Origin of the sequence: Pseudomonas anguilliseptica (genome assembly GCF_900105355.1) — a bacterium.
Classification (GTDB): domain Bacteria; phylum Pseudomonadota; class Gammaproteobacteria; order Pseudomonadales; family Pseudomonadaceae; genus Aquipseudomonas; species Aquipseudomonas anguilliseptica.
The window spans coordinates 4810549-4837262 of the sequence record NZ_FNSC01000001.1; the positions used below are offsets into that span (position 1 = coordinate 4810549).

Annotated in this window: 25 protein-coding genes, 1 tRNA gene and 2 pseudogenes; 14 read left to right on the top strand and 14 right to left on the bottom strand. The window is 60.4% G+C overall.

Translation table 11 applies throughout. The annotated features are described in order from the left end of the window. The first annotated feature begins 15 nt into the window (after nucleotides 1-15). The gene (locus BLW24_RS23470) at nucleotides 16-456 is read left to right on the top strand and encodes a universal stress protein (RefSeq protein WP_090387359.1); all 441 of its coding nucleotides are present in this window, start codon (nucleotides 16-18) and stop codon (nucleotides 454-456) included. A gap of 30 nt (nucleotides 457-486) precedes the next feature. Here the strand turns inward: BLW24_RS23470 and BLW24_RS23475 are convergent, their stop codons facing one another. Both BLW24_RS23475 and BLW24_RS23480 read right to left on the bottom strand, forming a co-directional pair. Then, nucleotides 487-1173 (bottom strand): DUF6901 family protein, encoded by a 687-nt coding sequence (locus BLW24_RS23475; RefSeq protein ID WP_090387361.1) that lies wholly within the window; start codon nucleotides 1171-1173, stop codon nucleotides 487-489. A gap of 59 nt (nucleotides 1174-1232) precedes the next feature. After that, nucleotides 1233-3155 (bottom strand): ATP-binding cassette domain-containing protein, encoded by a 1923-nt coding sequence (locus BLW24_RS23480; protein WP_090387363.1) that lies wholly within the window; start codon nucleotides 3153-3155, stop codon nucleotides 1233-1235. Between BLW24_RS23480 and BLW24_RS23485 the strand changes: the two genes are divergently transcribed. From BLW24_RS23485 to BLW24_RS23495, 3 genes are all read left to right on the top strand, one after another. Then, a complete protein-coding gene (locus BLW24_RS23485; protein WP_090387365.1) occupies nucleotides 3154-3399 on the top strand; it encodes a hypothetical protein in 246 nt (81 codons plus the stop codon). The genes BLW24_RS23480 and BLW24_RS23485 overlap by 2 nt on opposite strands. A 160-nt stretch (nucleotides 3400-3559) precedes the next feature. Then, on the top strand, nucleotides 3560-4540 hold the full coding sequence (locus BLW24_RS23490) for an IS5 family transposase (protein ID WP_090375425.1): 981 nt from the start codon (nucleotides 3560-3562) through the stop codon (nucleotides 4538-4540). A 179-nt stretch (nucleotides 4541-4719) separates the two neighbouring features. After that, nucleotides 4720-6645, top strand: a complete 1926-nt coding sequence (locus tag BLW24_RS23495; protein ID WP_090387367.1) for a transglycosylase SLT domain-containing protein — start codon at nucleotides 4720-4722, stop codon at nucleotides 6643-6645. Between the two features lie 49 nt (nucleotides 6646-6694). On the opposite strand, the gene BLW24_RS23500 is transcribed toward BLW24_RS23495, so the two are convergent. Beyond that, a complete protein-coding gene (locus tag BLW24_RS23500) occupies nucleotides 6695-7501 on the bottom strand; it encodes an MOSC domain-containing protein (protein WP_090387369.1) in 807 nt (268 codons plus the stop codon). A 64-nt stretch (nucleotides 7502-7565) separates the two neighbouring features. Here BLW24_RS23500 and BLW24_RS23505 point away from each other — a divergent pair, with 64 nt between their 5' ends. Further along, nucleotides 7566-7979 (top strand): DUF1499 domain-containing protein, encoded by a 414-nt coding sequence (locus tag BLW24_RS23505; RefSeq protein WP_208600209.1) that lies wholly within the window; start codon nucleotides 7566-7568, stop codon nucleotides 7977-7979. 37 nt (nucleotides 7980-8016) lie between these two features. Here the strand turns inward: BLW24_RS23505 and BLW24_RS23510 are convergent, their stop codons facing one another. Both BLW24_RS23510 and yegS read right to left on the bottom strand, forming a co-directional pair. After that, on the bottom strand, nucleotides 8017-8952 hold the full coding sequence (locus BLW24_RS23510) for a chemotaxis protein CheV (protein ID WP_090387373.1): 936 nt from the start codon (nucleotides 8950-8952) through the stop codon (nucleotides 8017-8019). Nucleotides 8953-9105: 153 nt separating this feature from the next. Beyond that, on the bottom strand, nucleotides 9106-10002 hold the full coding sequence (yegS, locus tag BLW24_RS23515) for a lipid kinase YegS (RefSeq protein ID WP_090387375.1): 897 nt from the start codon (nucleotides 10000-10002) through the stop codon (nucleotides 9106-9108). 208 nt (nucleotides 10003-10210) lie between these two features. Here yegS and BLW24_RS23520 point away from each other — a divergent pair. Beyond that, a pseudogene (locus tag BLW24_RS23520) lies at nucleotides 10211-10910 on the top strand (pirin family protein). Between the two features lie 139 nt (nucleotides 10911-11049). Here the strand turns inward: BLW24_RS23520 and BLW24_RS23525 are convergent. The 3 genes and pseudogenes from BLW24_RS23525 to BLW24_RS23535 all read right to left on the bottom strand — a co-directional run bounded on the left by BLW24_RS23525 (nucleotide 11050) and on the right by BLW24_RS23535 (nucleotide 15812). Next, nucleotides 11050-12609, bottom strand: a complete 1560-nt coding sequence (locus BLW24_RS23525) for an FGGY-family carbohydrate kinase (RefSeq protein ID WP_090387377.1) — start codon at nucleotides 12607-12609, stop codon at nucleotides 11050-11052. Nucleotides 12610-12629: 20 nt separating this feature from the next. Then, nucleotides 12630-14214 (bottom strand): annotated as a pseudogene (locus BLW24_RS23530) (glycerol-3-phosphate dehydrogenase/oxidase). Between the two features lie 2 nt (nucleotides 14215-14216). Then, the gene (locus BLW24_RS23535; protein WP_090387379.1) at nucleotides 14217-15812 is read right to left on the bottom strand and encodes an FAD-binding oxidoreductase; all 1596 of its coding nucleotides are present in this window, start codon (nucleotides 15810-15812) and stop codon (nucleotides 14217-14219) included. A gap of 125 nt (nucleotides 15813-15937) precedes the next feature. Here BLW24_RS23535 and gliR point away from each other — a divergent pair, with 125 nt between their 5' ends. Further along, nucleotides 15938-16960, top strand: coding sequence for an AraC family transcriptional regulator GliR (gene gliR, locus BLW24_RS23540; RefSeq protein ID WP_090387381.1), 1023 nt, complete (start codon nucleotides 15938-15940; stop codon nucleotides 16958-16960). Nucleotides 16961-17053: 93 nt separating this feature from the next. Here the strand turns inward: gliR and BLW24_RS23545 are convergent, their stop codons facing one another. After that, a complete protein-coding gene (locus tag BLW24_RS23545) occupies nucleotides 17054-18268 on the bottom strand; it encodes a molybdopterin molybdotransferase MoeA (RefSeq protein ID WP_090387382.1) in 1215 nt (404 codons plus the stop codon). Continuing rightward, nucleotides 18265-18804 carry a molybdenum cofactor biosynthesis protein B gene (gene moaB / locus BLW24_RS23550; protein WP_090387384.1) on the bottom strand — a complete coding sequence of 180 codons (540 nt, stop codon included), beginning with the start codon at nucleotides 18802-18804 and terminating at the stop codon, nucleotides 18265-18267. The genes BLW24_RS23545 and moaB overlap by 4 nt, the downstream gene beginning before the upstream one ends. Before the next feature lie 67 nt (nucleotides 18805-18871). Here moaB and mobA point away from each other — a divergent pair, with 67 nt between their 5' ends. The 3 genes from mobA to BLW24_RS23565 all read left to right on the top strand — a co-directional run bounded on the left by mobA (nucleotide 18872) and on the right by BLW24_RS23565 (nucleotide 19982). Continuing rightward, nucleotides 18872-19489, top strand: coding sequence for a molybdenum cofactor guanylyltransferase MobA (gene mobA, locus BLW24_RS23555; RefSeq protein WP_090387386.1), 618 nt, complete (start codon nucleotides 18872-18874; stop codon nucleotides 19487-19489). A gap of 56 nt (nucleotides 19490-19545) precedes the next feature. Beyond that, entirely contained in the window at nucleotides 19546-19767 is a 222-nt protein-coding gene (locus tag BLW24_RS23560) for a YgdI/YgdR family lipoprotein (RefSeq protein WP_090387389.1), read from the top strand. A gap of 139 nt (nucleotides 19768-19906) precedes the next feature. Further along, nucleotides 19907-19982 (top strand) — tRNA-Pro (locus tag BLW24_RS23565). 54 nt (nucleotides 19983-20036) lie between these two features. Here the strand turns inward: BLW24_RS23565 and BLW24_RS23570 are convergent. The 3 genes from BLW24_RS23570 to BLW24_RS23580 are packed head-to-tail and all read right to left on the bottom strand — an operon-like array spanning nucleotide 20037 to nucleotide 22418. Beyond that, complete coding sequence (locus BLW24_RS23570; protein ID WP_090387391.1) at nucleotides 20037-20921, bottom strand: chemotaxis protein CheV; 885 nt, start codon at nucleotides 20919-20921, stop codon at nucleotides 20037-20039. Between the two features lie 49 nt (nucleotides 20922-20970). Beyond that, on the bottom strand, nucleotides 20971-21213 hold the full coding sequence (locus tag BLW24_RS23575) for a glutaredoxin family protein (RefSeq protein WP_090387393.1): 243 nt from the start codon (nucleotides 21211-21213) through the stop codon (nucleotides 20971-20973). 50 nt (nucleotides 21214-21263) lie between these two features. Continuing rightward, entirely contained in the window at nucleotides 21264-22418 is a 1155-nt protein-coding gene (locus tag BLW24_RS23580) for a DUF5610 domain-containing protein (RefSeq protein ID WP_090387395.1), read from the bottom strand. Between the two features lie 259 nt (nucleotides 22419-22677). On the opposite strand from BLW24_RS23580, the gene BLW24_RS23585 reads away from it, so the two are divergent. Further along, nucleotides 22678-23931: an OprD family porin gene (locus tag BLW24_RS23585; protein ID WP_090387397.1), complete on the top strand. Its 1254-nt coding sequence runs from the start codon at nucleotides 22678-22680 to the stop codon at nucleotides 23929-23931. 71 nt (nucleotides 23932-24002) lie between these two features. Here the strand turns inward: BLW24_RS23585 and BLW24_RS23590 are convergent, their stop codons facing one another. Continuing rightward, the gene (locus BLW24_RS23590; protein WP_090387399.1) at nucleotides 24003-25211 is read right to left on the bottom strand and encodes an ammonium transporter; all 1209 of its coding nucleotides are present in this window, start codon (nucleotides 25209-25211) and stop codon (nucleotides 24003-24005) included. A gap of 377 nt (nucleotides 25212-25588) precedes the next feature. On the opposite strand from BLW24_RS23590, the gene BLW24_RS23595 reads away from it, so the two are divergent. From BLW24_RS23595 to BLW24_RS23605, 3 genes are read left to right on the top strand one after another with little or no spacing between them, the layout of a single operon-like run. After that, nucleotides 25589-25906, top strand: coding sequence for an ElaB/YgaM/YqjD family protein (locus BLW24_RS23595; RefSeq protein ID WP_090387401.1), 318 nt, complete (start codon nucleotides 25589-25591; stop codon nucleotides 25904-25906). A gap of 11 nt (nucleotides 25907-25917) precedes the next feature. After that, nucleotides 25918-26301: a phage holin family protein gene (locus tag BLW24_RS23600; RefSeq protein WP_090387403.1), complete on the top strand. Its 384-nt coding sequence runs from the start codon at nucleotides 25918-25920 to the stop codon at nucleotides 26299-26301. After that, complete coding sequence (locus BLW24_RS23605) at nucleotides 26298-26654, top strand: hypothetical protein (RefSeq protein ID WP_090387405.1); 357 nt, start codon at nucleotides 26298-26300, stop codon at nucleotides 26652-26654. The genes BLW24_RS23600 and BLW24_RS23605 overlap by 4 nt, the downstream gene beginning before the upstream one ends. The last annotated feature ends 60 nt before the right edge of the window (nucleotides 26655-26714 follow it).

Sequence of the window (26714 nt, forward strand, 5' to 3'; positions counted from 1 at the left end):
AAGGAGAGTTACCCCATGCCCTACCAGCATATTCTGGTCGCCGTCGACCTTACCGAGGAATGCGACCCGGTCATGCACCGCGCACAGAAACTGGCCGCCAGCAGCGGGTCCAAGCTGTCTGTGGTGCATATCGTCGAACCTATGGCCATGGCCTTTGGCGGCGACGTACCGATGGACCTGTCGATGCTGCAACAACAGCAATTCGACCAGGCCCGCGAGCGCCTGGACAAGTTTTCCGGCAAGTATCCTGACCTCAGCGCCGAGCATCGTCACCTGGCCTACGGCCAACCGCGCCAGGAAATCCACCGCCTCGCCGAAGAACAGCAATGCGACCTGATCGTTGTCGGCAGCCACGGCCGTCATGGCCTTGCACTACTGCTGGGCTCAACAGCCAACGACGTACTGCACGGCGCACCCTGCGATGTGCTGGCCGTGCGCCTGAAAAAAACCGAGTAACGCGAGCTGCGGGTGAATAACGCTGCAGCGTTATTCACCGCTATCAGGCGAGCTCATGACCAGCGGGCGAATCTTCTGCAGCTGGGTCTCCAACGAATAGGTCATGCTCGAGGCCATGGAGAAGAAGGTCAGGAATGCCTTGAGGTTGGAATCTCCCTCGCAGGTTGCATGAATGCGCTGCCAGAACGCCTGGTTAACCAGCTGTAACTGCTGGAACATGCGCACCAGGCCCTTCAGTTCCCAATCCGCAGCACGCCCTTCGCGCAGGTTGAAATACTGCTGGTTCAGGTACAGCGACACCGTGCGCAGGATGAACTCCTGGCTGTTGGCGAACGGCAGATGATGCTGTGCCATGGGCTTGAGCTTACCCAGCACCGGACAGGCACTGGTAGCCATGATCACCCCAAGCAGCGCACGCAGGCCCTCTTCCAGGCCCACCTGCTTGTTGTACTCACGCTCAGGCGTGCGCACCCATACAGCCACCTTCTTGAAGGCCGGCAGGCCCTGGAAATCCTCGATTACCCGATGCAGATCGACAGCCGCCGGGCAATGGCTGAAGTTGTCCTTGCTCAGCGGGCAGTTGCTGCATTGCTGGTATTCAAGGCGCGTCCAGGCCGGTGCGCTTTGCGCAGCCTCTGCCTCGTACACCCGGTCCAGCTCGATCCTGTAGCTGAACTGATGATTGTCGTCGAGAGTGATGCGGTACTCGATGGCCATGACTGTCTCCGCCAGAAGGCTCAAAATCCTGTTTGAGCGCGCTATTTTACGCCTTGGGCTTAGCCTTCCAGCTCAGCCCAACGCTCGACCAACTGCTCCAACTCATGCTGCACAGCCTGCAATTTCGCCAGCACCTCGGCGGTCTTCTCCGCAGGCTGCTGATAGAAACTCGGCGAGCCAATCTGTTCCTGCAAGCTGGCAACCTGCCCCTCCAGCACATCGATCTGCCCCGGAATGGCCTCCAGCTCGCGCTGTAGCTTGTAACTGAGTTTTTTCTTGCTCGCTGCAGCAGCCACCACCGCCACAGGCTCCGCCGCCACTGGCGTCGGGACCACAGCTGAGGCTAGTTCAGGCTTGCCGGCTTTGCTTTCACCCACCCCGAGCAGGCGCGGCGAACCGCCCTGACGCAGCCAATCCTGATAACCACCAACGTATTCGCGCACACGACCTTCACCTTCGAATACCAGGGTGCTGGTCACCACATTGTCGAGGAAGGCCCGGTCGTGACTGACCATCAACACAGTGCCCGGGAAAGTCAGCAGTACTTCTTCAAGCAACTCCAGGGTATCCACGTCGAGGTCGTTGGTCGGCTCGTCCAGCACCAACAGGTTAGCCGGCTTGCTGAACAGCTTGGCGAGCAAGAGACGTGCCCGCTCACCCCCGGACAAAGCCTTGACCGGTGTACGAGCCCGCTGTGGGCTGAACAGAAAGTCGCCCAGGTAGCTCAGCACATGACGGTTCTGCCCGTCGATCTCGATAAAGTCGCGACCTTCGGCGACGTTATCGATCACGGTCTTTTCCAGATCGAGCTGGTGACGCAATTGGTCAAAATAAGCCACTTCGATGCGTGTACCTTCGGCCACTTCACCGCTGGTGGGCTGCAAACCGCCGAGCATCAGCTTAAGCAAGGTGGTTTTGCCCGTGCCGTTGGCGCCGAGCAGACCAATGCGGTCGCCGCGCTGCAGCACCATGGAGAAATCCTTGATCAGGAACGGACCATCTGGATGCGCAAAGCTGACGTTTTCCAGCACCATCACCTGCTTGCCGGATTTCTCGGCGGTTTCCAGCTGGATATTGGCCTTACCAGTGCGCTCGCGCCGTTCGCTGCGCTCAACCCGCAAGGCTTTGAGGGCGCGCACACGGCCTTCGTTACGGGTGCGGCGGGCCTTGATGCCCTGGCGAATCCACACTTCTTCCTGGGCCAGACGTTTGTCGAACAGCGCGTTGGCGGTTTCTTCGGCGGCCAGGGTGGCCTCCTTGTGCACCAGGAAACTGGCATAGTCGCCGTTCCAGTCGATCAGGCCGCCGCGATCCAGTTCGAGGATGCGCGTAGCCAGGTTCTGCAGGAAGGAACGGTCGTGGGTGATAAACAGTACTGCGCCCTGGAAATCCGCCAAGGCTTCTTCCAGCCAGGCAATCGCACCGATATCCAGGTGGTTGGTGGGTTCATCGAGCAGCAGCAGATCGGGCTCGGAGACCAACGCCTGAGCCAGCAGCACGCGGCGACGCCAGCCACCGGACAGTTCAGCCAGGGTCTTGTCGGCCGGCAGCTGCAGGCGGCTCAGGGTGCTGTCGACCAGTTGCTGCAGGCGCCAGCCATCACGGGCCTCGAGGTCCTGCTGCACATGCATCAGCTTGTCCAGATCGGTGTCGGTGACACAGTTCTGCGCCAAATGATGGTACTGAGCGAGTAACTCACCCACTCCATCCAGACCTTGAGCGACCACATCAAACACCGTGCGATCGTCAGCCAGCGGCAGCTCCTGCGGCAACTCGCCGATCTTCAGGCCAGGTGCGCGCCAGACGGCGCCGTCATCGGCCTTCTGATCACCCTTGACCAGCTTCATCATGCTCGACTTGCCGGTGCCGTTGCGGCCGATAATGCACACCCGCTCGCCACGGGCGATCTGCCAAGACACCTTGTCCAATAGCGGCATTGCGCCGTAGGCCAGGGAAATATCAGTGAACTTGAGCAGGGTCATGGCACGCCTCAACAAAAAACGACAGGTGAACGCTGGTAAAACCGTGGCCGAGCAACGGGCTTCGTTGCATCCAGTGCACAGCGGCAACCTGAAACACCAAAAAATCATCTGCGGCCGCCCAGGGCACCCGCAAAACAGGGCGCGCATTCTAACCGAGAAGCGCCTCGACCAAGCAGGCAATTTCAGCGGCGGGCGCGGTAAATTCTGCGCACGCCATCTGCTGCCCTGGCAACCAGCGCTCTAGGGCGGATGCCAGGGCAGCAGATGCCGATTAGTGCCGACAATTACCCGTTGCAACGCTTTGCGCCTTCACCGCCCCTGGGCAAACGACTAAGCTAGGGAAACTCTGAATAAGACTTCCTGATTTTGGCAAAATGCCCGGACGCCACCCGCCGAGTTTTCCGATGAAGCAAATGACCTTCGCCGATGCCGAGTACGCCGGCAAACGCAAGCAGACCCGCAAAGAGTTGTTCCTGATCGAGATGGATCGGGTGGTGCCGTGGAAGGGTTTGATCGCACTGATCGAACCGTATTACCCCAAGGGTGAAGGCGGTCGGCCGGCCTATCCGCTGATGGCGATGCTACGTGTGCACCTGATGCAGAACTGGTTCGGCTACAGCGACCCGGCGATGGAAGAAGCGCTGTACGAGACCACTATCCTGCGGCAGTTCGCCGGGCTGAGTCTGGAACGTATCCCCGACGAAACCACCATCCTCAACTTCCGTCGTCTGCTGGAGAAACATGAGTTGGCTGCCGGCATCCTGGCCGTCATCAATGGCTATCTTGGCGACCGTGGCCTGTCGTTGCGCCAAGGCACCATCGTCGATGCCACGCTGATCAATGCGCCGAGTTCGACCAAGAACAAGGACGGCAAACGCGACCCAGAGATGCACCAGGCCAAGAAGGGCAACCAATACTACTTCGGCATGAAGGCGCACATTGGCGTGGATGACGAGTCGGGGCTGGTACACAGCGTGGTAGGCACGGCGGCCAACGTGGCGGATGTCACTCAGGTCGACAAGTTGCTGCACGGCGAGGAAAACGTGGTGTGCGCCGATGCGGGTTATACCGGCGTCGAAAAGCGCCCCGAACATGATGGGCGCGAGGTGATCTGGCAGGTTGCTGCCCGCCGCAGCACCTATAAGAAGCTGGGTAAGAGCAGCCCGCTGTACAAAGCCAAACGCAAGATCGAGAAGGCCAAGGCCCAGGTGCGCGCCAAGGTTGAGCACCCGTTCCGGGTGATCAAGCGTCAGTTCAGTTATGTAAAGACACGCTTCCGTGGCTTGGCCAAGAACACGGCGCAACTGGTGACGCTGTTCGCGCTGTCGAACCTGTGGATGGCACGCCGACATTTACTGACCAATGCAGGAGAGGTGCGCCTGTAATGCGGGAAATGGCTGCCGCGAGCTACTCGCGGCGGCTAAAAACACAGAAATGAATGGGTAATCTGATCGTTTTTGATCGATTTGCCGCTTTCAAAATCGGCGGGGCTGAAGTCAGCCAGAAATACATGGCTACTTCAGACCATCCCTAGAGCCATACGCACTATTTGCCTGGAAGTGTCATGCGCGGCCCCCTGTTCAGTCTGCTGCCCTGCCTATTGGTTTCCTCCCTGAGCGTCGCCGCGGCGCAAGCCGCCACTCTGACGCAACAGCGTCAATACTACGATCAAGCCAAAGCCGCGCTGGCCAAGGGCGACAAAGGCCCTTACCAGCGTTATGCCAGCGCCCTGCGTGACTATCCGCTGGAACCTTATCTGGTATATGACGAGCTGACCGCTCGACTGAAATCGGCTAGCAACGACGAAATCGAGAAATTCCTCGCCGAACATGGCGACCTGCCGCAAATCAGCTGGATGAAGCTGCGCTGGCTGCGCTGGCTGGCCGAGCGCGGTGAATGGCAGACTTTTATCAACTACTACGATCCGGCGCTGAACTTTACCGAGCTCGACTGTTTGTATGGCCAATACCAGCTGAGCCACGGCATGCGCGCCGAAGGCAACGCTACCGCCGAAAAACTCTGGCTGGTGGGCAAATCCCAGCCCAACGCCTGCGACCCACTGTTCACACTGTGGGCCGCAGAAGGTCAGCTCACCGAACAGAAACGCTGGCAGCGCGCCAAGCTGGCGGCCGAAGCGCGCAACTATGGCCTGGTCACTCACCTGATCAAGAGCATGCCGACCCTGGGCAACCACGGCAAAACCCTGCTGCAGGTTGCACAGAAACCTGAGCTGCTGAAACAGCCCTCACGTTTTACCCAGACCGACGCGGCCATGGCCGATGTAGTTGGCCTGGGGCTGCGCCGCCTGGCCCGCCAGGACCCGGAAAGCGCGCTGAAGCTGCTCGATGGCTACGCCCAACGGATGAAATTCTCCAGCGAGGAACAGGTCGCCATCGCCCGCGAAATCGGTCTGACCCTGGCCAAGCGCTTCGATTCCCGCGCCCTGCAAGTCATGGCCAAATACGACCCTGAACTGCGTGACAACACCGTCAGCGAATGGCGCGCCCGTCTGCTACTGCGCCTGGGCCGTTGGGATGAAGCCAACCAGCTGACGCGCCGGATGCCCGCGGAACTCGGCAACACCAACCGTTGGCGCTACTGGCAGGCGCGTAGCCTGCAATTGGCACAGCCCAATAGTCAGGAACCAAAAGCGCTGTATCAGGCGCTGGCCAAAGAGCGTGACTTCTACGGTTTTATGGCTGCTGACCAGGTGCAGGCGCCCTATCAGCTCAACAACAAGCCGCTGACTCTGAGCCCACAGACCATCCAGAAGGTGCGTAATTCGGCAGCGATTCGCCGTGCCCTGGAGTTCCACGCCCGTGGTCAAGTCGCCGATGGTCGGCGCGAGTGGTACAACGTCAGCCGCCTGTTCAGCCGTGATGAAATGGTTGCCCAGGCGCGTCTGGCCTATGAAATGGGCTGGTACTTCCCGGCCATCCGTACCATCAGCCAGGCACAGTATTGGGACGATCTGGAGGTGCGTTTTCCCATGGCTCACCGCGAACACCTGGTGCGTGAGGCGAAGAACCGCGACATTCATTCCAGCTGGGTATTTGCCGTCACCCGCCAGGAAAGCGCCTTTATGGCCGATGCCAAATCCCATGTCGGCGCCATGGGTTTGATGCAGCTGATGCCAGCCACCGCCAAGGAAACCGCCAGACGTTTTGGCATTCCGCTGTCATCGCCGCAGCTGGCCTATCGCCCGAAAGTCAATATTCAGCTGGGTGCAGCTTACCTGAGCCAGATCTATGGCCAGTTCAACGGTAACCGCGTGCTCGCCTCCGCTGCCTACAACGCCGGCCCAGGCCGCGTGCGCCAGTGGCTGCGCGGCGCGGATCATCTGTCGTATGACGTGTGGATCGAAAACATCCCGTTTGATGAAACCCGCCAGTACGTACAGAACGTGCTGTCCTACTCGGTGATCTACGGCGAGAAGCTCAACGCACCGCAGCCACTGATAGCCTGGCACGAGCGTTACTTCGATCAGTAATAGCGAAACAGACATGCTCAACAGCAATTGTTGAGCGTGCTCTACTCGCTTATTCCAGCACCTGCACCGGCATATCCAGACGCAGCTGCCCTTCGCCACAAGCGATCAGGTTCTGCCCGAAAAACACATCGCCGTCACGCTCACGGTAAGTTTTCAGGGTGGTCAACGGCTCGCGATCGGCGCTGCGCTCGCCGGTTTGTGGGTCGAGGGTGGTCATAATGCAGCGCGAGCAGCCTTTGACCACACGAAACTCCAACTCACCAATGCGAATCCGCTTCCAGCTGTCCTCTGCATACGGCTCACTGCCACTGACCACCAGATTCGGACGAAAACGCAGCATCGGTAACGGCCGGCCGACCCGCGCCGACAGGTCATCCAGCGAGGCCTGGCCGATCAGCAGCAAAGGAAAGCCATCGGCAAACGCCACCTTGTCGCCCACTTCGGCATAGGCCCTATCGACCTGCCGCGCACGCGGTTCCGACACCTGCACCAGGCGGCAGGCGCGACCGAGAAACTGGCTCAGCCACTGCGCAGCCACATCGCCAGCATCTGGCACCTGCAAACTGTCGCGCCAGATGGTCACACCGCGCAGCGCCGCCTGCTCATCCGGCACTGCCACCTGCAGCTCAGGCATGCCCGACGCACTCAGCTGCAGGTGCGTGGCACCCAGCCAGCGCGCCTGCAACTGAGTCATCTGCGCCAGCAAGCGTTGCGTAAGGAAGCGCCCGCTTTCAGCATCGACTACCATCCAGCGACGATCACCCTGCACGCCCAAAGCGTCCAGCACCGTTTCGCGCAAGGCCTCGCCTGCCGCCGACTTCAGTGGATAACGGTACAACCCGGAGAGATGCAACATGAGCCCAGCTTCCCTTTGGCAAAACGCCCTTATACGAGTAACCCGCCACACTCACAAGCCCATCTTGCCCCTACCGCTGCTGGTCCTGCTAAGCGCCTGCAGTGGCACCGCACCGGATAACCTGGGTATCCATGATGGCCAGCTGAGCGCCTGCCCGGACTCACCGAACTGCGTAAATAGCCAAGCCAGCGATGCGCGACACGCCATTGAACCGCTACCACTGCAAGGCAGCGCCGAAGCAACTCAGGCACGTATCAAGGCGTTGCTCAGTGCAGAGCCACGCGTGAGCCTGGTGGAGGAAGCGCCGGGTTATTTGCGCGCGGAATTCAGCAGCAAGCTGATGCGCTTTGTCGATGATGTGGAATTTATGATCGGCGCAGCCCGAGTGGATGTGCGCTCGGCATCGCGCCTGGGTTACGCGGATTTCGACGTTAACCGCGAGCGCATTGAGCATCTGCGCCAGCGGCTAAGCGAATAAACAGTAAGGTGAATGCCCGCCTGACACCGCGCCAGGCTTATTCCTCGGGGTGCAGCAGGGCCAAACGCTGGTGCACCACATCCACCAGTTTGTCCGGCTGGAACTTGGAGAGAAAGTTGTCGCAGCCAACCTTCTTCACCATGGCCTCGTTGAAACTGCCGGACAACGAGGTGTGCAGCACCACGTACAAGTCCTTGAGACGTGAGTCGTTGCGAATTTCGGTGGTCAGGCGATAGCCGTCCATCTCCGGCATTTCCGCATCGGTGATCACCATCAGCAGCTTTTCATGCACATCGACTCCGGCGTCAGCCCAGCTCTTCAGCAGGTTGAGCGCGCGCAGGCCATCGCTGGCGGCATGGCAACGGATATCCAGTTGCGCCATGGTGCCCTTGAGCTGACTCATGGCCACGTTGGAGTCATCCACCAGCAGCACCTCACGGCCCTTGGCGTATTCCAGCATCGGGTCGGCGAGTTTTTCCGGGGAGACCTTGGTGCTCATCGGGCTGATTTCCGCCAACACCTTTTCCACGTCGATCACTTCGACGATCTGGTCTTCGACCTTGGTAATGGCCGTCAGATAATGCTGACGCCCGGCGCCACCTGGCGGCGGCAGAATGGATTCCCAATTGAGGTTGAGAATGCGCTCGACCCCACCGACTAGGAAGGCCTGCACCGAGCGGTTGTATTCGGTCACGATGATGGTGCTGCGCTCATCCGGCACGATGGGCCGCATGCCGATAGCCTGGGACAGATCGATCACCGGCAGCGTCTGCCCACGCAGATTGACCACTCCGCAAACAAACCGGTGACGCTGCGGCATCAGAGTCAGTTTGGGCATCTGCAGGACTTCCTGCACCTTGAACACGTTGATCGCAAACAACTGCCGCCCCGTGAGGCGGAACATGAGAATTTCCAGGCGGTTCTCACCCACCAGCTGGGTACGTTGGTTCACTGAGTCGAGAATGCCGGCCATCATGCGCTCCTGTTCACTTATCGATCTAGCCTAGCTCAAATAGCCATGCCCTGGTGTATCGGCAATCTGCCGCGCATCTGAAGGCGGATGGCGCGACGCCATCATGCGATAAGCGCGGCGTCGAGGCCAGCCAGGCGACAGGAGCCGCCGCGTCTATTCCATCAACAGCGGCGAATTCTCCGGCAAATGCATGTGCAATGCTTGCGGCATTGACGCAAAGCGTAACTTACGACTTTCCATCGGCTCGCCATCCAGATTGAGATCCAAACCTTCTGGTGCTTCGACCTCCAACCAAGGCAGCCGGGCACTCAGAGCCACGCTCTGCAAGCCATTGATCCCGCCAGACAGCAGCGTGCCCAGAGTGCCGACCACATCAGCCGCAGCCGGCACGATGCAGATATCCAACAAGCCATCGTTAACCCATGCGTTGGGGCACAGCACGTGTCCACCACCGGCCTGGCGACCATTACCAGTGCCGAGGGCGAGAAACTCACCCTCCCACTGAAAATCCGGCCCGGTAAAACGGCCAAACGACGACTGCACTTCGGCAAAACGGGTCAGCCCCGTCAAAAAGTAAGCCGCACCGCCAAGCACGCGCTTGAGATCTTCTGAGGTATTGGCGGTGACATTGCAGCCGAAGCCGCCAGTGGCCATATTGAGAAACACTTGGCCGTCAACTTCACCCAGATCAACCGGCTGCGCGGGCGTATCCAGCAATGCCAGGGCAATTCGCGGGTCAAGATCAACCCCGGCTGCCTGGGCAAAGTCGTTGGCCGTGCCCAACGGCAATAGCGCCAGACTGGCCTTGGTTTTTGCCAGCGTCATGGCTTCAGCCACTTCGCGCAGGGTGCCATCACCTCCGCCGGCAATTAGGGTCGGGTAATCGGCCTGCAGCGCCTCGTTGACCAGACGCTGCGCATCGCCGCTCTCCCAGGTCACCCGCACATCCAGTTGCCAGCCCTCTTCACGACGCGCCTGCACCGCAGCACGCACCTCGGCATTAAGGGCTTGCTTGCCATGCAGAATCAGCAGCGCTTTACGTTCTTGCATCCAAGGCATCCTTTCACATTTCAAGAAAAAGACTCAGCGACAGGGCTTGAGTTTGCATCATCGTGCAAACGGCGACCTCAACATCAAATAACTAGATTGTTAGCCTCAATGTTTACGCATTTTTAATCGCATTGATTTATTGGATCATCCGTCCATCGCCAATGAACACCGCCAGTGCAAGCCGGTGCTCCTTAATGAGGATATGCAGATGATCGAAGTACGTCCCTTCGCCGAACTCGGCGGTGCCCATCATGGCTGGCTGAATGCCCGTCATCACTTTTCCTTTGCCGAATACCATGACCCGGCGCGTATGAGCTGGGGGCCATTGCGGGTCTGGAACGATGATGAGATCGCGCCACACACGGGTTTTCCAACCCATCCGCACCGCGACATGGAAATCATCACCTATGTACGCCAAGGGCGTCATCACCCACAAGGACAACCTGGGTAACCATGGCCGTACTGAGGCCGGTGATGTGCAGGTGATGAGCGCCGGCACCGGAATTGCCCACAGCGAATACAACCTGGAGGACACCACCACCAAGATCTTCCAGATCTGGATTCAGCCCAACCAGTCGGGCCTACCGCCGTCGTGGGGCGCCAAGCCGTTCCCCAAAGGTGAACGTGCCGGCACCTTCGTCACCCTGGCCAGCGGCTTTGCCGAAGATCAGGACGCTCTGTCGATCCGCACCAATGCGCGGATGGCCGCGGCCACCCTGCAAGCCGGCCAGAGCACCGAATACCCGATTGGCGCGGCGCGCCGGGCGTATCTGGTAGCAGCAAGCGGCAGCATCGAGGTCAACGGCATCAGCGCCCAGGCCCGTGATGGCGTGGCAGTCAGCGATGTAGAAGTGATCCGCGTGACGGCCATCGAAGATAGCGAAATCATCCTAGTAGATGTGGCATAAGCGCCACGACCGAATCTGGACGAAGGCTCACGAGCTAGAGTCCTGCAAGGCAAAAACAGGCGAGGAAGCGGAGTGTACTGTTGTACATGAGCATTCCGAGCCTGTTTTTAACGCAGTAGGGCCGACGCGCAGCAGCCTTTTACGCCGGGTAGCCGGTAATTTTGCGAATGGTCTGATACAGCGGCTTGAGTTGTTTGTACATGCGCTGATAAACCTGCATGTACAGCTGCTGATAGGTGCGCTGCGCTTCTAGATTGGGCGTAAAGACCTGACCGACCCGAGTCATGGCTTTGATCGCTGTGGGGTAATCCGGATGCAAACCCAGGCCCACCGCGCAGTTGATCGCTGCGCCCAGGCCGCTGGTTTCATACAGATGCGGACGCTCGGCAGGCAGGCCGAAGATATCGGCAGTCAGCTGCATTGCCGCGTCGCTCTGCGAGCCACCACCTGACACACGCAGGCGGGTGATACGGGTACCCGAACGCTTCTCGATCTTCTCCTTGCCCTGGCGCAGGGCATAGGCCAGTCCCTCAAGAATCGCCCGATAGATGTGCGCACGGGTGTGCACATCACCAAAACCGATGATCGAACCCTTGGCCTCCAGCCCCGGCTCGCGGATACCCGGCGACCAATAGGGCTGCAACATCAGGCCCATGGAGCCGGCCGGTACGCTGTTGACCAGCTTGTCAAACAGCGCCTCAGGCTCGACACCCAGCTCCTTGGCCCGCTGCATCTCGCGCAGGCCGAATTCCTGCTTGAACCAACTGACCATCCAGAAACCGCGATAAATCATCACTTCGGTATTGAAGTGATCGGGAATCGCCGAGGGGTATGACGGAATCAGCGGGATGGTTTCCAGGTACTTGCTACGGGTGGTGTTGATGGTCGCCGTGGTGCCATAGGACAGGCACGCAGTGCTCGGCTCCACACCACCGGCGCCGAGCACCTCACAGGCCTTGTCGGCACCGGCGGCAATCAGCGGCAGGCCTTCGGGAATTCCGGTATGCCGGCTGGCCGCCGCCGTGATGTGACCGAGCAACTCACCGGGCTTGCACAGCTCCGGCAACTGCTCGCGACGCACCGGCATGGCCTGCCATTTCCAGTCGCCCGGCTTGGCCCACTGCAGGCGCTTGTAGTCGAATGGCAGATAGGCCACGCAACTGGTCAGCGAGTCGACAAACTGGCCGCACAGCCGATGGGTGAGGAAACCCGAAAGCAGCAACACCTTGTGGGTATTGGCCCAGATGTCCGGCTGATTTTGCGCGATCCAGTTGACCTCGGCCTGAGCGCGAAAGTAGTCCACCGTGGCCTGCAGACCCGCGAGTTTGAACAGCCAGCCCCAGGGCCCGGTGATCCGCCCTTCGACCTTGGCCTGACGCTGATCGAGCCAGAGCATCGCCGGGCGCAGCGGTTGGCCTTGCGGGTCAACATTGATCAGGGTGCCGCGCTGGGTGGTCAGTGACACGCCCTTGATCAGGCTGCGATCGATATCCACCTGCTGCCACAGCAGCGCGCAAGCCTCACCCAGGCTGGCCCAGTAATACTCAGGATCCTGCTCGGCCCAACCAGGCTGCTTGGAGTAATAGGCCTCCAGCTCCACCTTGCCCTTGGCGAGCAGGTTGCCCTGAAGATCGAACAACAGCGCCCGGATACTTTGGGTGCCATTGTCGATGGCCAGCAGGTAACTTTTCTCGCTCAAGACGCCGTCCTTTCTATTGATCAATCTTCTGCTGGCAAGCTGTAACAGCGCTGCCAGAGTTGCAGATACACCTGCTCCTCCCACTGCCAGCGCGTGTCACTCCAGCCCAGGCGGGCCTGACACAAAGCGCGGATACGCGGCAATTCGGCTGCCGCACCCTGAGCCAACAACAGGCCCAGGCGGGTACGGCGTAGCAGCAGATCATCCAGGTGCAGCACCAGTTCCTGCTCGGCCGCCCAGGCCAACTCGGCCCATAGCGTGTCCGTGCCGGCCACCTGTTCGACGCCTAGCTCTTCGAGCAGCACCAGCAGCTGCGGCAGCGCCCTGCCATAACGGCCGATCAGGCGCTGCTGCTGGGCAGGGCTTAGCGTTGGCATCGGTTGACTGGGTACAGGTGCAAAAGTCGCCGCGCCCTGATCCGCCACACAGCGCGCAACAAAAGGCGCACAGGCCCGCAGCACTTCCAGCGCCAATAGACGGAAAGTGGTCAGCTTGCCGCCAGCCAGGGTGACGCAGCCGGGCTCGACCCACAGCGCATGCTCGCGCTTCTCATCCGAGGGTTTGCGCTCCGCAACACCGTCGCTGACCACCGGACGCACGCCGGCCCAACTCGACAGCACATCCGCGGCGCGAATCCCGGCGGAGGGAAATTGCTGATTGCAGGCAGCCAGCAGGTAATCCACCTCTTCACGGCTGATTCGGGCTTCCTGCGCCAAGGGCGCCGAGTGATCCAGATCGGTAGTACCGATTACCGTCGCGCCTTCCCAGGGGAAGACAAACACCGGACGTTTATCAGACGCGTGCATAAAGCTGAACGCATGGGCCACCGGCAAGCGCCAGGCGGGCAACAACAGATGGCTGCCACGCAACGGGCGGATATGTTCCAGACCGGTTTTCCAGCGCAACTGATCAGCCCAGGCACCGGTGGCCTGAGCTACCACGCGGCTGTTAAAACGGTACAACTTCCCGGTTTCGGCATCTTCGGCCAACAGACCGCTGACCTGCCCGTCTTCGCGCCGTAACTCGACCACGCGCATGCCGTTGAGCGCTTCGCCGCCCTCGGCACGGGCCTCACCCAGCACGCGCTGCACCAACCGTGCGTCGTCGGTTACTGCATCAAAGAAGCGCGTGCCGCCGAGCAGGCCATCTTCCTTCAGGCCTGGAGCCAGGTAGCGCAGCTGCTGCAACGGGTAGAAGAGATGATTGCGCTTGCCGGCCAGGGCCGTCATACAGCGCCAGCAAGCTGCCGAACACCTTGGGACCGGGAAAGCCGCCCTGGTAATGGGCCATGATAAAACTCAAGGGGTCGACCAGCCCCGGCGCTTCTTGCAGCAGACGCTGGCGCTCGCGAACCGAATCGCGGGTCAAGCCAAACTGGCCTTTGGCGATATAGCGAAGCCCACCGTGGACCATCTTCGAGGAACGGCTGGAAGTGCCCCATGCGAAGTCGCGCTGTTCCAGCAGCAGGCATTTCCAGCCGCGCCGCGCTGCTTCACGCAGAATCCCGGCGCCACTGATACCGCCACCCACGACTATCAAATCCCAGTCGCGCGCGGCCAGCCCGGGCAGCGCCTGTTCGCGCCAGGCGGCGTTCCACTGAGTCATCATCAATCCTGCAGCAATACGCCAGGGGCCAGGCGCTGATCGGGATCAAAATGCCCGGCCAAGGCCTTGAGCGTGGCCATGCCCAGTTCGCCCTTCTCCACCGGCAGATAAGGCGCGTGATCGCGGCCGACGCCGTGCTGATGGCTGATGGTGCCGCGGTTCTCGGCGATGGTCAGGCAGGCGGCATGCTTGAGCTTCTGCCAGCGCGCCATGGCCTCGGCGTAGTTCGCACCCGGGCGGAACACGTAGGTGGTGTAGATGCTCGAGCCTTCGTTGTAGACGTGAGACAGGTGGGTAAACACATGCACCTGCTCGCCATCTTCACTCAGACCAGTGCGCAGGCTGGCTTCGACCTTGTTCAACAGGTTGTCGACATTGCTCCAGTCGGTAGCGGTTTCCAGCGTATCCACCGCGTAGCCGGCGGCCCACAGGCCGTGGCGCAAGTAGGGAAAACGGAAGCGGTTTTCCGCCCATTTCTTGCCCAGCAGAGTGCCGCTAAATACGCCGTCAAAACTCTTCAGCAGCTTCTTCGCCTGTTTCAGCGAGGCGGCATTCTGTGTGCGGCTGCCGGTGACACCAAAGGTCAGCATGCACTTGCCATCGCGTGCGCCGCGCAGGGCCAGGTATTTCTCCAGCCAGGCGATCTGCTGCGGATGGCCGGCCAGGGCCAGCTGGGTCTTGGTCTCGATGGCGTTGGACAGGCGCAGCATCGACAGCGGTACCCGCGCCTGGGCCAGACTGCGAATGGCGTTCAGCGCCTGCTGCCAGTTGGGCAGGAACACCGCATAGAAGTTTTCCTGCTCGGCCAGGCGGGTGACGCGCACCTTGACCTCGGAAATAATGCCAAAGCGCCCTTCCGAACCCATCAGCACTTCGCGCAGATCCGGGCCTGCAGCGGAGGCCGGGAAGGTTGGAATCTCCAGGGTGCCGGCAAAGGTCTCGACCTTGCCACCGGCGAACAGCTGCTCGATGCGCCCGTAGCGCAGCGACTGCTGGCCGCTGGAACGGCTGGCGACCCAACCGCCGAGGGTCGACAGCTCCCAGGACTGGGGGAAATGGCCGAGGGTATAGCCCTGGGCACGCAGCTGGCTTTCCACTTGCGGACCATTGGCGCCAGGGCCGAAGGTGGCGATCAGGCTGTCGTGATCGATCTCGATCAGTTTGCCCATGCGTGCCAGCGACAGGGTCAGCACTGGCTTGCTGCTGGCCTGCGGGTTGATATGCCCGGCCACCGAAGTTCCGCCACCGTAGGGAATCACGATCAGATCCTGCTGGCTGGCCCAGGCCAGCAGCTCGCGAATCTGCGCGGCGCTTTCCGGGTAAGCCACGCCATCGGGAAACACGCCAAAATCACCAGAACGCATCGCCAGCCAGTCCGGCAGGCTCTGGCCACGGGCGTGACGCACGCGGTCTTCGGCATTCAGGCAGATCAGCGGGTGAGCCTGCAGACGCGAGGCCGGCACTTGCGCCAGCACCTGTTCCAGACTGGCATCGGCCAGCAACTGACCAGGGCCGACCAGTTCGGCGAGAAAAGCCTCGCCATGGGCCGGCAGCTCCACCACTGTTGCTTCATCACCCCAGCCGTTCCAACGTCGCATCTGTGTCTCCCGGATATTTCAGTCACCCTCGATGGCTGCCTATACTAGCTGGCCGCTTCAAGGCGTCACTGTCGTATCGAGCCAGGCGATATCGCCAATCAAGACATTCAGAATAAGAACAGTTCATGGAAAACCTCGGTTATACCTCTGTCCCCTCCCTGCTCAAGTACCTGCGCCACGCCGAGCAATTGGGTCTGGATATCGACCAGGCGTTGGCAGCAGCCGGCATCAAGGCCGAGGACCTGGCCGACAACAGTAAGCGCATCCCCAGTGAAACCCATGAGCGCCTGCTCGATCACTTGCTCAAGGTGTCGGCTGACCCGCTGTTTGGTCTGCACTGCGCGCGCTTTGTGCAACCGGGTTCGTGGAGCGTGCTGGGCTATATCACCATGAACTGCGCCACCCTCGGTGAGGCCATGAGTCGCATCGTGCCTTACGAAAAACTGGTGGGGGATATGGGTGTCAGCCGGGTCGAGGCCGGCGCTGACCACGTTCGCCTGATCTGGAGCTGCCGTCATCAGGCTGAGCCAATCCGTCGGCATATGGTGGAGAACGTACTGGCTTCGTGGCTGCTGTATGCGCGCTGGATCTCTGATTCGGACAGCTCGCCGCGGGAGGTGTGGTTCGAACACGCCTTGCCTGAAGGCGTCGATAGTGCCGAGTATCAAGCGATTTTCGGCTGTCCGATCCGCTTCGAACAAAGCTGCAATGCGCTGCTTGTGCCGCTGGAATACCTCGCTGTGCCGCTGCGCCAGGCCGACGCCAACCTGCTGCGCACTTTAGAAGAACACGCCCTGACCCTGATGGCTGGGCTGGACGACAACGAGCCGCTGCCGCAACGAGTGAAGAACGCCCTGCGCCTGCTGCTCAAGGATGGTCTGCCGCGCAAGGAACGGGTGGCGGAGAAGTTCAATATGACGGTGCGTACCCTGCAGCGTCATCTGCAGCTGGCGGGCACCAGCTACCAGCAGATTCTCGATGAACTGCGCCAGGAGCTGGCCGAGCACTACCTGCTGCGCAGCGACCTGGCGATTCAGGATATCGCCAGCTACCTGGGCTTTACCGAATCACGCTCATTCCACCGCAGCTTCAAGACCTGGACCGGGCAGACGCCGGGCGAGTTTCGCGAGAGCCGGCGCACGGGTTAACCCGCTTGGTGGATGGGGGAAGCGCCATCCACCCTACCCGGCGACTCCAACGGTAGGGTGGATGACGCTGTTTTCATCCATCGCTGCGCTGACCTACCCGAGGATTTCGCTGAGCGGAATAAAGCGCAGGCTATCGCCCTCGGCCAGCGTGGTATTTTCCTGCACTTCGGCAAACCCCTCGGCCCAGGCCGCACTGCGCAGCACACCGGAGCTCTGGTTCGGGTAAGGCACCACCCGGCCATTTTCCAGGCGCGCACGCAGGTATTCACGGCGGTTGCCCGGCTTGCTCCAGGTGAAGCCCGCCGGCATCGGAAAGCCCAATGGCTCGACCCGCTGCACACCCAGACGGCGCAGCAGGTAAGGCCGCGCCAGCAGGCCGAAGGTCACCAGGGTCGAGGCCGGGTTGCCCGGTAGGCCGATCACCGGAACGCCACGGAACTGCCCGCAGGTCAGCGGCTTGCCCGGTTTGATCGCCAGCTTCCACAGCGCCAGCTCACCCTCCTCACGCAGGGCCATGCCGAGGAAATCCGCCTCGCCCACCGACACCCCGCCGGTGGAAAAAATCAGATCGACATCACTCAACGCACCCAGCGCCGCGCGAGTCTGTTCCAGGTCATCGAGCAGAATGCCGCCATCCACCACCTCACAGCCCAGACGCTGCAGCCAGGCGATCAATACGCGGCGGTTGCTGTTGTAGATCTGCCCTGGCCCCAGTGGCTGACCCGGTTCTACCAGCTCATCGCCAGTGGACAACACGGCCACCCGAGGTCGGCGGCGCACCGTCAATTCGGCGCAACCCAGGGATGCGGCCAAACCCAGCTCGATCGGGCCTAGACGGGTACCGGCTGGTAATACGCTATCGCCAACACGGGTTTCCTGGCCCTGGGCGCGCACATTCTGCCCGAGCTTCAGCGGCTCGCTAAAAGCAACGCGGCCATCCTCACCGAGCACGGCGTTTTCCTGCATTTCCACGGTGTCGGCGCCAGCGGGCAGCGGCGCGCCGGTAAAGATCCGCGCACAGGTACCAGGCTGTAACGGCTGCGGCGCACTGCCGGCCTGGATGCGTTGGCTGACAACCAGCGGTTCGCCATTCCAGTCGGCCAGGCGCAGGGCATAGCCATCCATCGCGCTATTGTCCCAGGGCGGCAGATCCAGCTTGGCAATCAGCTGCTCAGCCAGCACGCGGCCAGCCGCGTCATGCAGGTAGACCTGCTCGGTTTCAACAATTGCCGAAGCCTCAGCCTGCGCCAACAAACGCGCCAGCGCCGCCTCGACGGGCATCAACCCAGGGTTGTCACAGCAGCTCATTCACGGCTCTCGCAGGCGGCCACCGATTTGAGGTGCGGGACGAAATTACACGGACGGTGGCGGTTATCCAGCTGCTCACCCAGGATGCCATCCCAGGCGGTACGACAGGCGTTGGTCGAACCCGGCAGGCAGCACACCAGGGTGCCGTTGGAGAGCCCCGCCAGGGCGCGCGACTGGATGGTGGACGTACCGATATCAGCCACGGAAATCTGCCGGAACAGCTCACCAAAACCATCGACCTGTTTGTCCAGCAAGCAGCTCACCGCTTCCGGGGTGCTATCACGACCGGTAAAGCCGGTGCCGCCTGTAATCAGCACCACCTGCACCTGGTCCTCGGCAATCCAGGTGGCGACCTGGGCGCGAATCTTGTACAGATCGTCCTTGAGCAAAACCCGGGCGGCGAGCTGATGGCCGGCCGCCTGCAGGCGGTCAACAAACAGCTGGCCCGAGGTGTCAGTATCCAGGCTGCGGGGGTCACTGACGGTCAACACCGCGATATTCAAGGGCACGAAATGTGCCTCGGCCTTGTGGTTCATGGCAGGCTTCCAGTTATGGGCGATAATGCCCGCCGTTATAACACAGGCCCGCTTTCGGAGACTGCGCATGCCCGCTTCCGCAACCCTGCCGCGCTGTTCTGTCTTGCTGCTTTCCGGCGGCCGTGGGCAACGTATGGGCGGTGCCGACAAAGGCCTGCTCGACTGGCAAGGCCGTCCGCTGATTGCCTGGTTGCACGAGCTGGTGCGGCCCTTGACCGACGACCTGATCATCTCCTGCAACCGCAACACCGAGCGCTATGCGCCCTTTGCTGATCGGTTAGTTGCAGATGGTCCTTCTGACAATGGCAATGGCAACTTCCAAGGCCCGCTGGCAGGCATACGTGCCGGTCTGCGCATCGCGCGCCAGGAGAATCTGTTGGTATTGCCGTGTGATGCGCCACAACTCGACAGGCCGCTGCTGGAGGCACTACTGCGCCTGGCCGGTCAGCGCGCAGTCGTAGTGCGCCAAGGTGAGTTTCTCGAGCCGTTGTTCAGCGTTATTCCTCGGGCACTGCATGCCGGCCTGGAACAGGCCTGGCAAGCCGGTGAGCGCAGCCCGCAACGCTGGTTGCGCAGCCTTGATCCATTGACAGTCGAGTGTCCACTCGGTGACCCTCGCCTGGCCAACCTAAACACCCCGGACTTGCTAGGCGACACGCGGATAAAGGCCAACAAGGGAACTTGATTGGCAAAATTTCGTCACAAGCAGGGTAAAAACCTCTATCAATCAAGGAGAAACCCATGTCTCAGCGGATTATTCCAGCATTGCTGCTTACCTTGGGCCTGGTCGCGCTGACTGGTTGCGCGTCCCCGACTGTAATCACCCTCAATGATGGCCGCGAAATTCAGACCATCGACGAGCCGAATTATGACGAAGATTCGGGCTTCTACGAATTCGAACAACTCGATGGTAAACGCGCCAAGGTCAACAAGGATCAAGTGCGTACCGTCAAAGAGCTGTAAGAAAATGCCCCAGGCGCTGCCAGGTACTTTTGCTCGGCGCCTGGGCGCTGAGCGATACATGCAAAGCGTTTGGCCAATAGAAAAAATAAGCCCTAACCCCTTGTACGGTAAAACTTTCTCAGTAGAATCTTGAGCCATTCGGAGTGTAGCGCAGCTTGGTAGCGCGTCTCGTTCGGGACGAGAAGGTCGCAGGTTCGAATCCTGTCTCTCGACCAGAACCCATAAAAAAGCCCGCTTAATCGCGGGCTTTTTTATGCCTGTGGCAAAGGCTATTGCAGACTTTCGAATGCCTGCACCAGGGCCTTGCTCAGGTCTATAGTGGAGAACTTGGTCAGCACGTCATTGGCGCCGACCGCCTTGGCTTTTTCGGTGTTCATGGTGCTGTCGAGCGAGGTGTGCAATAGCACATAGATCTGGCCGATATCCGGCTTCTTGCGCAGCGTGCGTACCAGGTCGTAGCCATCCATTTCCGGCATTTCGATATCCGAGACCAGCACCTCGATGGGTTCCCCGGCATCGAATTGCCGCTGCAGCAACTCAAGTGCGTCGGCGGCGCTGCGCACCATCTGGCAATCCAGTTCCAGCTTACGCAGGGTAATCATCGTCTGGTGCAATGCGACGTGCGAGTCATCCACCACCAGTACGCGACGCCCTTTGAGCAGCGCCCGCTCACGTTCTGAGAGCAACTGCTCGTCCAGCTCCTCGATAATCATCGGCGCGAGCTCGTGCAGCACTTTCTCGATATCGAGAATCTGCACAATCTTGCCGTCGATCTGCGTCACCCCAGTGATAAAGGCTTTGCTGCCGGAACCTGCCGGCGGCGGACGAACATCGCGGGTGTAGCACTGCACGATGCGCTCCACGCTTTGCACATGCAGGCCCTGACGCGAGCGGCTGAGTTCGGTGACGATCAGGCAACCATCATTGTTGCCCGGCACGCCCTGCTCGCCGATGGCCTTGGCCAGATCAATCACTGTCAGCGCCGAACCACGCAGGGTGGCCACGCCACGCACGTGGGGATGACGACTGGGCAGTTTGCTCAGCGTCGGGCAGGGAATGATTTCCTGAACCTTGAGCAGGTTGATCCCCAACAAACGACCGCTGTGTAAGCGAAACAGCAGCAGCGACAGGGCGTCTCCAAGCACCATGCTCATTGATCTTCTTCCTTCACTAAATCATTGACCGCCGCACACCCATCAAGCATCAGGTGCTACGCAGGAATTCGACAATCTGTTCGGCTTCGAATGGCCAGTTCAACTCGGCCCCGGTGTCGCTGCGGCGCAGCACCGGAATGCGCAGACCATACTCCTCGACCCAGTGCTCATGCTCGGCAATATCGATCAGCTCGACCAACAGACCGTGCTCGACAAAAGGCATCAGCAGCGCTTCGGCCACCTCACACAGGTGGCAGCCGAGCGTACCGAATAATTGGCATTCCGGGAGCATCTGCGCACCTCCACTGACTACTGGAGGTGCAGTTTAGCACTGCCCTAGGCTCAGGCGTCCTTGGACTTGCTGCTGTCTAGGGCGGGATTGAGCAGGTTCTGCAGGCCATCCAACAAGCGGCTGTTGAGCTGTTCGGCCTTGTCCAGACGACCGCTGTCAAAACGCTCATCCAGCGAGAAGCCACCCTTGAGCATATCCAGCAAGCTGGTTTTAGCGGTGCCTTCTTCAGCCACTTGATTGGCGCTGCGCAATGCGTCAAGCAGGCCCTGAGCGTAGTCGATCAGCGAGCTGTTGACCGCGCTGGCAGCCTGGCCGCCATCTTGCGCAACGGCGCTGTAGGCATCGGTTGCCTGACGCACAGTGGTTTGGGTCAGACGCAGGGACATGGACGCCAATTGCTCGCCATCCATTTCCAGCGCCATGGCCCGATCGAAGGCACTCGACAGATCACCGGCATAGAACTTGTTGGAGAGGTCCTGCACCTGACCGAAGAGTTTTTCCAGTGCAGCGCGTTCTTCGTCATCCAGCTCGCCTTCGACACTGACTTGCCAGGCACCTATCTGCAGGCTCCCGGATTGGCTGCTGGCAACTACTGAGCTGCCGTTGCCATTGCTGCTAGCAACAACGCCACTCTGCGACCAGTTGGCCGAAGCCTGGGCGATGGAAATACGCAGCCGATCACCATCACGGGTGGTCACTTCCATATCGAAGGTTTCCGCTTGCGCGGCAAACCGTTCGCTGTAAGCGGCGATATTGGTTGAGCCCTCAACCAGCGCCGCATCCGGATTAAAGCGCTTGTCCAGGTCACTGAAACCGTCCTGGATTTTCTGGTAGGTGTCGCCGATATCGCTCGCCACCTTGCCTTGCAGCACGCCCATGCCGTCGAGAATCTTACGCGCCTCGGCAAAACCCTTTTCCACGCCGCTACGCGCCTGTTCAAGCAAGCCCTTGAGCTTGCTTGGGTCGGCACCAGCAGCTTGTTCGCTTTGCAGGCGCTGCTCGATAAAACCGAGAATGCGCCCGGCGACTTTCTCCGGAGTGTAATCATTGGCCTTGCCGGCCAACGCACCGGGCTCAAGCCCCAGGCGCTCAGCCAGGCGATTGGCCAGTGTCGCCTGCGCATCGGCAACATTACGTACAACCGGCTGAGCAGTGGCGGAGGTAGGACGTGAAGCGGAGGATAAATTTGCGGCCAGGGGGTTCATGGCAAAGTACCTAGGCGGTGTATCTGACTGGTTGGCGGCCGTGCGGGATGAAACTTTAGCCTGATTGCGGATAAACCGATCAACGGTGCGCCAGGCAGGCTAGAGCGATTGCAACTGCGTCCACTGCACGCCAGACCAACAAAGACCGAAACCGAGCAGACCAAAGTCTAAAAGCCAAGCCTAAGCCCCCATGCTTTATTGCGCCTCGCTGTATCAGATCGGCCACAAGCCGACCCGCACACACGAGGAGCTAACAATAATGACTCAATCTCCCCTCGCCCGCGCTGTGGCACTCGCCACACTGGGCACCTGCCTCTGCCTGCCATCGCTGGCCCAGGCAGAGTTTATCAAGGACAGCAAAGCCACCCTTGAGCTACGCAATTTCTATATGAACCGCGACCTGCGTAACAGCACCGCAGCGCAGCAATCCAAACGCGAAGAATGGGCCCAGGGTTTTATCCTAAAAGCCGAGTCGGGCTTTACCGAAGGCACCGTGGGCTTTGGTCTGGATGCTTACGCAGGCCTGGGCCTGAAACTCGACTCGTCCGATGAGCGCGCAGGCACCGCCTTGCTGCCAAACAGCTTTGGTAATGAGGGGCCAGGGGAGTATTCCGAAGCCACAGCAGCAGCCAAAGTGCGTATCTCCAAGACCGTTGGCAAAGTCGGCGGCCTAATGCCTAAGTTGCCTATCGTGGCGTCCGGTGACTCGCGCCTGCTGCCACAGGTGTTTAACGGCGGGATGATCACCTCCCAGGAAATCGACGGACTGACCCTCAACGGCGGCCAGTTACGCGAAGTGAACTTCCGCAGTTCCACCGACAGCCAGGACATCACCGCCAGCAACGTCGGCGGCGTGAGTGACCGTTACAACTTTGCCGGTGGCGACTACAAATTCAACGCCGGCAACACCACCGTAGGCCTGTGGTACGGCGAGCTGGAAGATATCTACGACCAGAAGCTCTACAACCTCATCCACGTACAACCCATCGGTGACTGGAAGCTGGGGGCCAACCTGGCCTACTTCGATTCCCAGGACAACGGCAGCAAACGCGGCGGCAAGCTGGATAACGACCTGACGTCGGTCAACCTCTGGGCTGGCACAGGCGCACACACCTTCCGCCTGGGTTACCAGAAGGTCGGCGGCGACAACGCCTTCCCATTCCTCACCGAAACCGATCCTTACATCGTCAACTACCTGCAGATTCTCGATTTCACCCGCAAGGACGAGAAATCCTGGCAGGCACGCTATGACATCAACTTCGCCACCTACGGCGTACCCGGTCTGAGTGCCTTCGTGCGTTACGTTACCGGCGATGGCTTCGATGGCGCTGGTGGCCGTGATGGCAAGGAATGGGAACGCGACTTCGATGTCAGCTACACCATTCAGGAAGGCACCTTCAAGAACCTGGCATTCCGCTGGCGGAACGCGATGGTGCGCAGCAACGCGACAGCAACCGGCGGCGACCTTGACGAGAACCGTCTGATCGTCAGCTACACCCTGCCACTGTTCTAAGCCTCACATTTAAGCGGTCGCAATAAAAAGGCCCGGACACTGTCCGGGCCTTTTGCATTAACACCTAGCCATCAATCCTGGCTGACGGCGCCAATCTTGTGCACCGAGAGGTCAGCACCGTAGTACTCCTCTTCCTGGCTCAGGCGGATTCCCACGGTAGCCTTCAGCACACCATAAACCAGTACGCCACCAATCAAGGCCACTACCACGCCCAGCGCGGTGCCGACAAACTGGCTGGCCAGGCTTACACCGCCCAGGCCGCCCAACACCTCTTGGCCGAAGATGCCGCAGGCAATACCGCCCCACACACCGCACAGACCGTGCAGTGGCCAGACACCCAGCACGTCGTCGATCTTCCATTTCACCTGGGTTGCAGTAAACGCCCAGACGAACAGCGCACCAGCAATGGCACCAGTAACCAGCGCACCGACCGGATGCATCAGGTCGGAACCGGCACACACCGCCACCAGGCCAGCCAGCGGACCGTTGTGCAGGAAGCCAGGGTCATTGCGACCAACCAGCAAAGCCGCCACCGTACCGCCGACCATCGCCATCAGGGTATTGACCGCCACCAGGCCGCTGACGCTGCCCAGGGTCTGTGCGCTCATCACGTTGAAGCCAAACCAGCCGATGATCAGAATCCACGAGCCCAGCGCCAGGAACGGAATATTCGACGGGGCAAAGGCCACCAGACGACCATCGCGGTAACGCCCATCACGACGCCCCAGCAGAATCACCGCGCCAAAGGCCAGCCAGCCGCCCATCGCGTGCACCACCACCGAGCCGGCAAAGTCATGGAAGGTTGCGCCGAACTGCGCTTCCAGCCAGGCCTGCACGCCGTAGTTGCCGTTCCAGATCATCCCCTCGAAGAAGGGGTAGATAAAGGCCACGATCAGCACCGTGGCGCACAGTTGCGGGCCGAACTTGGCGCGCTCGGCGATACCACCGGAAATAATCGCCGGAATGGCCGCAGCAAAGGTCAGCAGAAAGAAGAACTTCACCAGGGCGTAGCCGTTGCCTTCAGTCAGCACGCTGGCTGGCTCTAGGAAGGTCACGCCGTAGGCAATCCAGTAGCCAACAAAGAAATAAGCCAGGGCCGACACGGCAAAGTCGGAGATGATCTTCGACAAAGCGTTGACCTGGTTCTTCTGCCTGACCGTACCCACTTCAAGAAAGGCAAAGCCGGCGTGCATAGCCAGCACCATCACGGCACCAAGCAGAATAAACAGGGTATTGGAGCCGTGAATCAGGGTTTCCACAGCACTGTTGATGTTTTCCATCTGCGAAGAAAACTCCGTCGCGGGGAAAAAGCACCAAAGCGGATCACAAATCAATAAATACGCACCATATGGCGGCACTCATCATGATCCAGCTCGCCGAGGTCAAGGCCGCGCAGCACCAAGCCGGTGCCGACTGAACCTTGTCTCGAAGTACTTATTCCATAGTTATTAATAAGTTATTGATGCACCACGGCGTCCTGGCCAGAACCCTTGCAGCCCCATAAAGGAGCGCATCAGCAAGAGCGCGCACCAACGCAATGCAAGCGCTGTACCAGCCGAGCAATCAGCGGCATCCCCCTGTGCCGAAGAAAAGAAGGAACCACTGCCCCACAGAGGACTCGAACCCCCTACACTGCCCCGTCATAAGGAGAGACACCATGGTTCGTAAGACCCCCATATCGTCCAGCTCGGATCAGTTACTCGACGAATTCCAGGCGCTGGTGCGTGACACCGAAAGCTTGTTGCAGCATTCCGCCAGCCTCGCCGGTGAACAGGCCGAGGAACTGCGCGAGCAGATCCGCAGCAGCCTGGGCCGCGCGCGTAGCACCCTGCACAACGCCGAAGACGCCTTGCATGCCCGCGGCAAGGCGGCTATTGAAGCCACCGAAGGCTATGTGCAGACTCACCCATGGCAGACCCTCGGCATCGCTGCCGCCATTGGCCTGCTGCTCGGCATGCTGATTTCCCGGCGCTAAAGAGAACATCCATGGATGCGTCGCAGCCCGCCCCGCCAAGTCGCGGCAGTTCACCACGGCGATTTGCCAGCGCCTTGCTGGGGTTATTGCAGGGCCATATCGCGCTGTTTGGCGAAGAGCTTAAAGAGCAGCAAAGCCATACCCTCGGCCTGCTGGTGCTGACCAGCCTGAGCCTGCTGTTCGGCCTGCTGCTGATCATCGGCCTGTCCGCCGCGCTGCTGATTGCCTTCTGGGAGACACACCGCCTACTGGTTATCAGCGCCCTGTGCGCCTTCTATGCAGTGGGCCTGCTGGGCACCCTGATCGTGCTATTGCAGCGAGTACGCAATGCACCGGCGCCCTTCAGCGCCAGCCTTGAAGAACTGGCCCGTGACCGTGAGCAACTGCTGCCATGACTATGCCCGAGCTACCCGCCAAGGCCTCGCGCCGCGAACTACGTAAAACCCTGCTGCGCATGCGCCTGCAAATGCACCGCCAGGAACTGCGCCACGAAACCCTGGTGATGCTGCAACCGCTGCGTCAGGCGCAGCACTGGCGCAATAACTGGCGTGAAGAACTGAGCAACAGCAACGCACCACTTTGGGTCGCAGGCGGTGCACTACTGTTGGCCACCGTCGGCATCCGCCGTGGCCACTGGCGACGCTGGCTGCGTATCGCCCTGATCGCCTTTCCGCTGCTGCGGCGCAATCCTCCGCGACGCCCAGACACTTCTGTCGACACGACTAAAGATACCCACACAGGGGATTAAGCTGGCCACGATATTGCTTAGTCACCTGGCTACGCCGCCCACCGGGGCGTCTGCCTGGCT

Coding starts and splice junctions, on each gene's coding strand:
- BLW24_RS23470 (WP_090387359.1), top strand. CDS start 16: ATGCCCTACCAGCATATTCTGGTCGCCGTCGACCTTACCGAGGAATGC.
- BLW24_RS23475 (WP_090387361.1), bottom strand. CDS start 1,173: ATGGCCATCGAGTACCGCATCACTCTCGACGACAATCATCAGTTCAGC.
- BLW24_RS23485 (WP_090387365.1), top strand. CDS start 3,154: ATGGCACGCCTCAACAAAAAACGACAGGTGAACGCTGGTAAAACCGTG.
- BLW24_RS23480 (WP_090387363.1), bottom strand. CDS start 3,155: ATGACCCTGCTCAAGTTCACTGATATTTCCCTGGCCTACGGCGCAATG.
- BLW24_RS23490 (WP_090375425.1), top strand. CDS start 3,560: ATGAAGCAAATGACCTTCGCCGATGCCGAGTACGCCGGCAAACGCAAG.
- BLW24_RS23495 (WP_090387367.1), top strand. CDS start 4,720: ATGCGCGGCCCCCTGTTCAGTCTGCTGCCCTGCCTATTGGTTTCCTCC.
- BLW24_RS23500 (WP_090387369.1), bottom strand. CDS start 7,501: ATGTTGCATCTCTCCGGGTTGTACCGTTATCCACTGAAGTCGGCGGCA.
- BLW24_RS23510 (WP_090387373.1), bottom strand. CDS start 8,952: ATGGCCGGCATTCTCGACTCAGTGAACCAACGTACCCAGCTGGTGGGT.
- yegS (WP_090387375.1), bottom strand. CDS start 10,002: ATGCAAGAACGTAAAGCGCTGCTGATTCTGCATGGCAAGCAAGCCCTT.
- BLW24_RS23535 (WP_090387379.1), bottom strand. CDS start 15,812: ATGCGACGTTGGAACGGCTGGGGTGATGAAGCAACAGTGGTGGAGCTG.
- gliR (WP_090387381.1), top strand. CDS start 15,938: ATGGAAAACCTCGGTTATACCTCTGTCCCCTCCCTGCTCAAGTACCTG.
- BLW24_RS23545 (WP_090387382.1), bottom strand. CDS start 18,268: ATGAGCTGCTGTGACAACCCTGGGTTGATGCCCGTCGAGGCGGCGCTG.
- moaB (WP_090387384.1), bottom strand. CDS start 18,804: ATGAACCACAAGGCCGAGGCACATTTCGTGCCCTTGAATATCGCGGTG.
- mobA (WP_090387386.1), top strand. CDS start 18,872: ATGCCCGCTTCCGCAACCCTGCCGCGCTGTTCTGTCTTGCTGCTTTCC.
- BLW24_RS23560 (WP_090387389.1), top strand. CDS start 19,546: ATGTCTCAGCGGATTATTCCAGCATTGCTGCTTACCTTGGGCCTGGTC.
- BLW24_RS23570 (WP_090387391.1), bottom strand. CDS start 20,921: ATGAGCATGGTGCTTGGAGACGCCCTGTCGCTGCTGCTGTTTCGCTTA.
- BLW24_RS23575 (WP_090387393.1), bottom strand. CDS start 21,213: ATGCTCCCGGAATGCCAATTATTCGGTACGCTCGGCTGCCACCTGTGT.
- BLW24_RS23580 (WP_090387395.1), bottom strand. CDS start 22,418: ATGAACCCCCTGGCCGCAAATTTATCCTCCGCTTCACGTCCTACCTCC.
- BLW24_RS23585 (WP_090387397.1), top strand. CDS start 22,678: ATGACTCAATCTCCCCTCGCCCGCGCTGTGGCACTCGCCACACTGGGC.
- BLW24_RS23590 (WP_090387399.1), bottom strand. CDS start 25,211: ATGGAAAACATCAACAGTGCTGTGGAAACCCTGATTCACGGCTCCAAT.
- BLW24_RS23595 (WP_090387401.1), top strand. CDS start 25,589: ATGGTTCGTAAGACCCCCATATCGTCCAGCTCGGATCAGTTACTCGAC.
- BLW24_RS23600 (WP_090387403.1), top strand. CDS start 25,918: ATGGATGCGTCGCAGCCCGCCCCGCCAAGTCGCGGCAGTTCACCACGG.
- BLW24_RS23605 (WP_090387405.1), top strand. CDS start 26,298: ATGACTATGCCCGAGCTACCCGCCAAGGCCTCGCGCCGCGAACTACGT.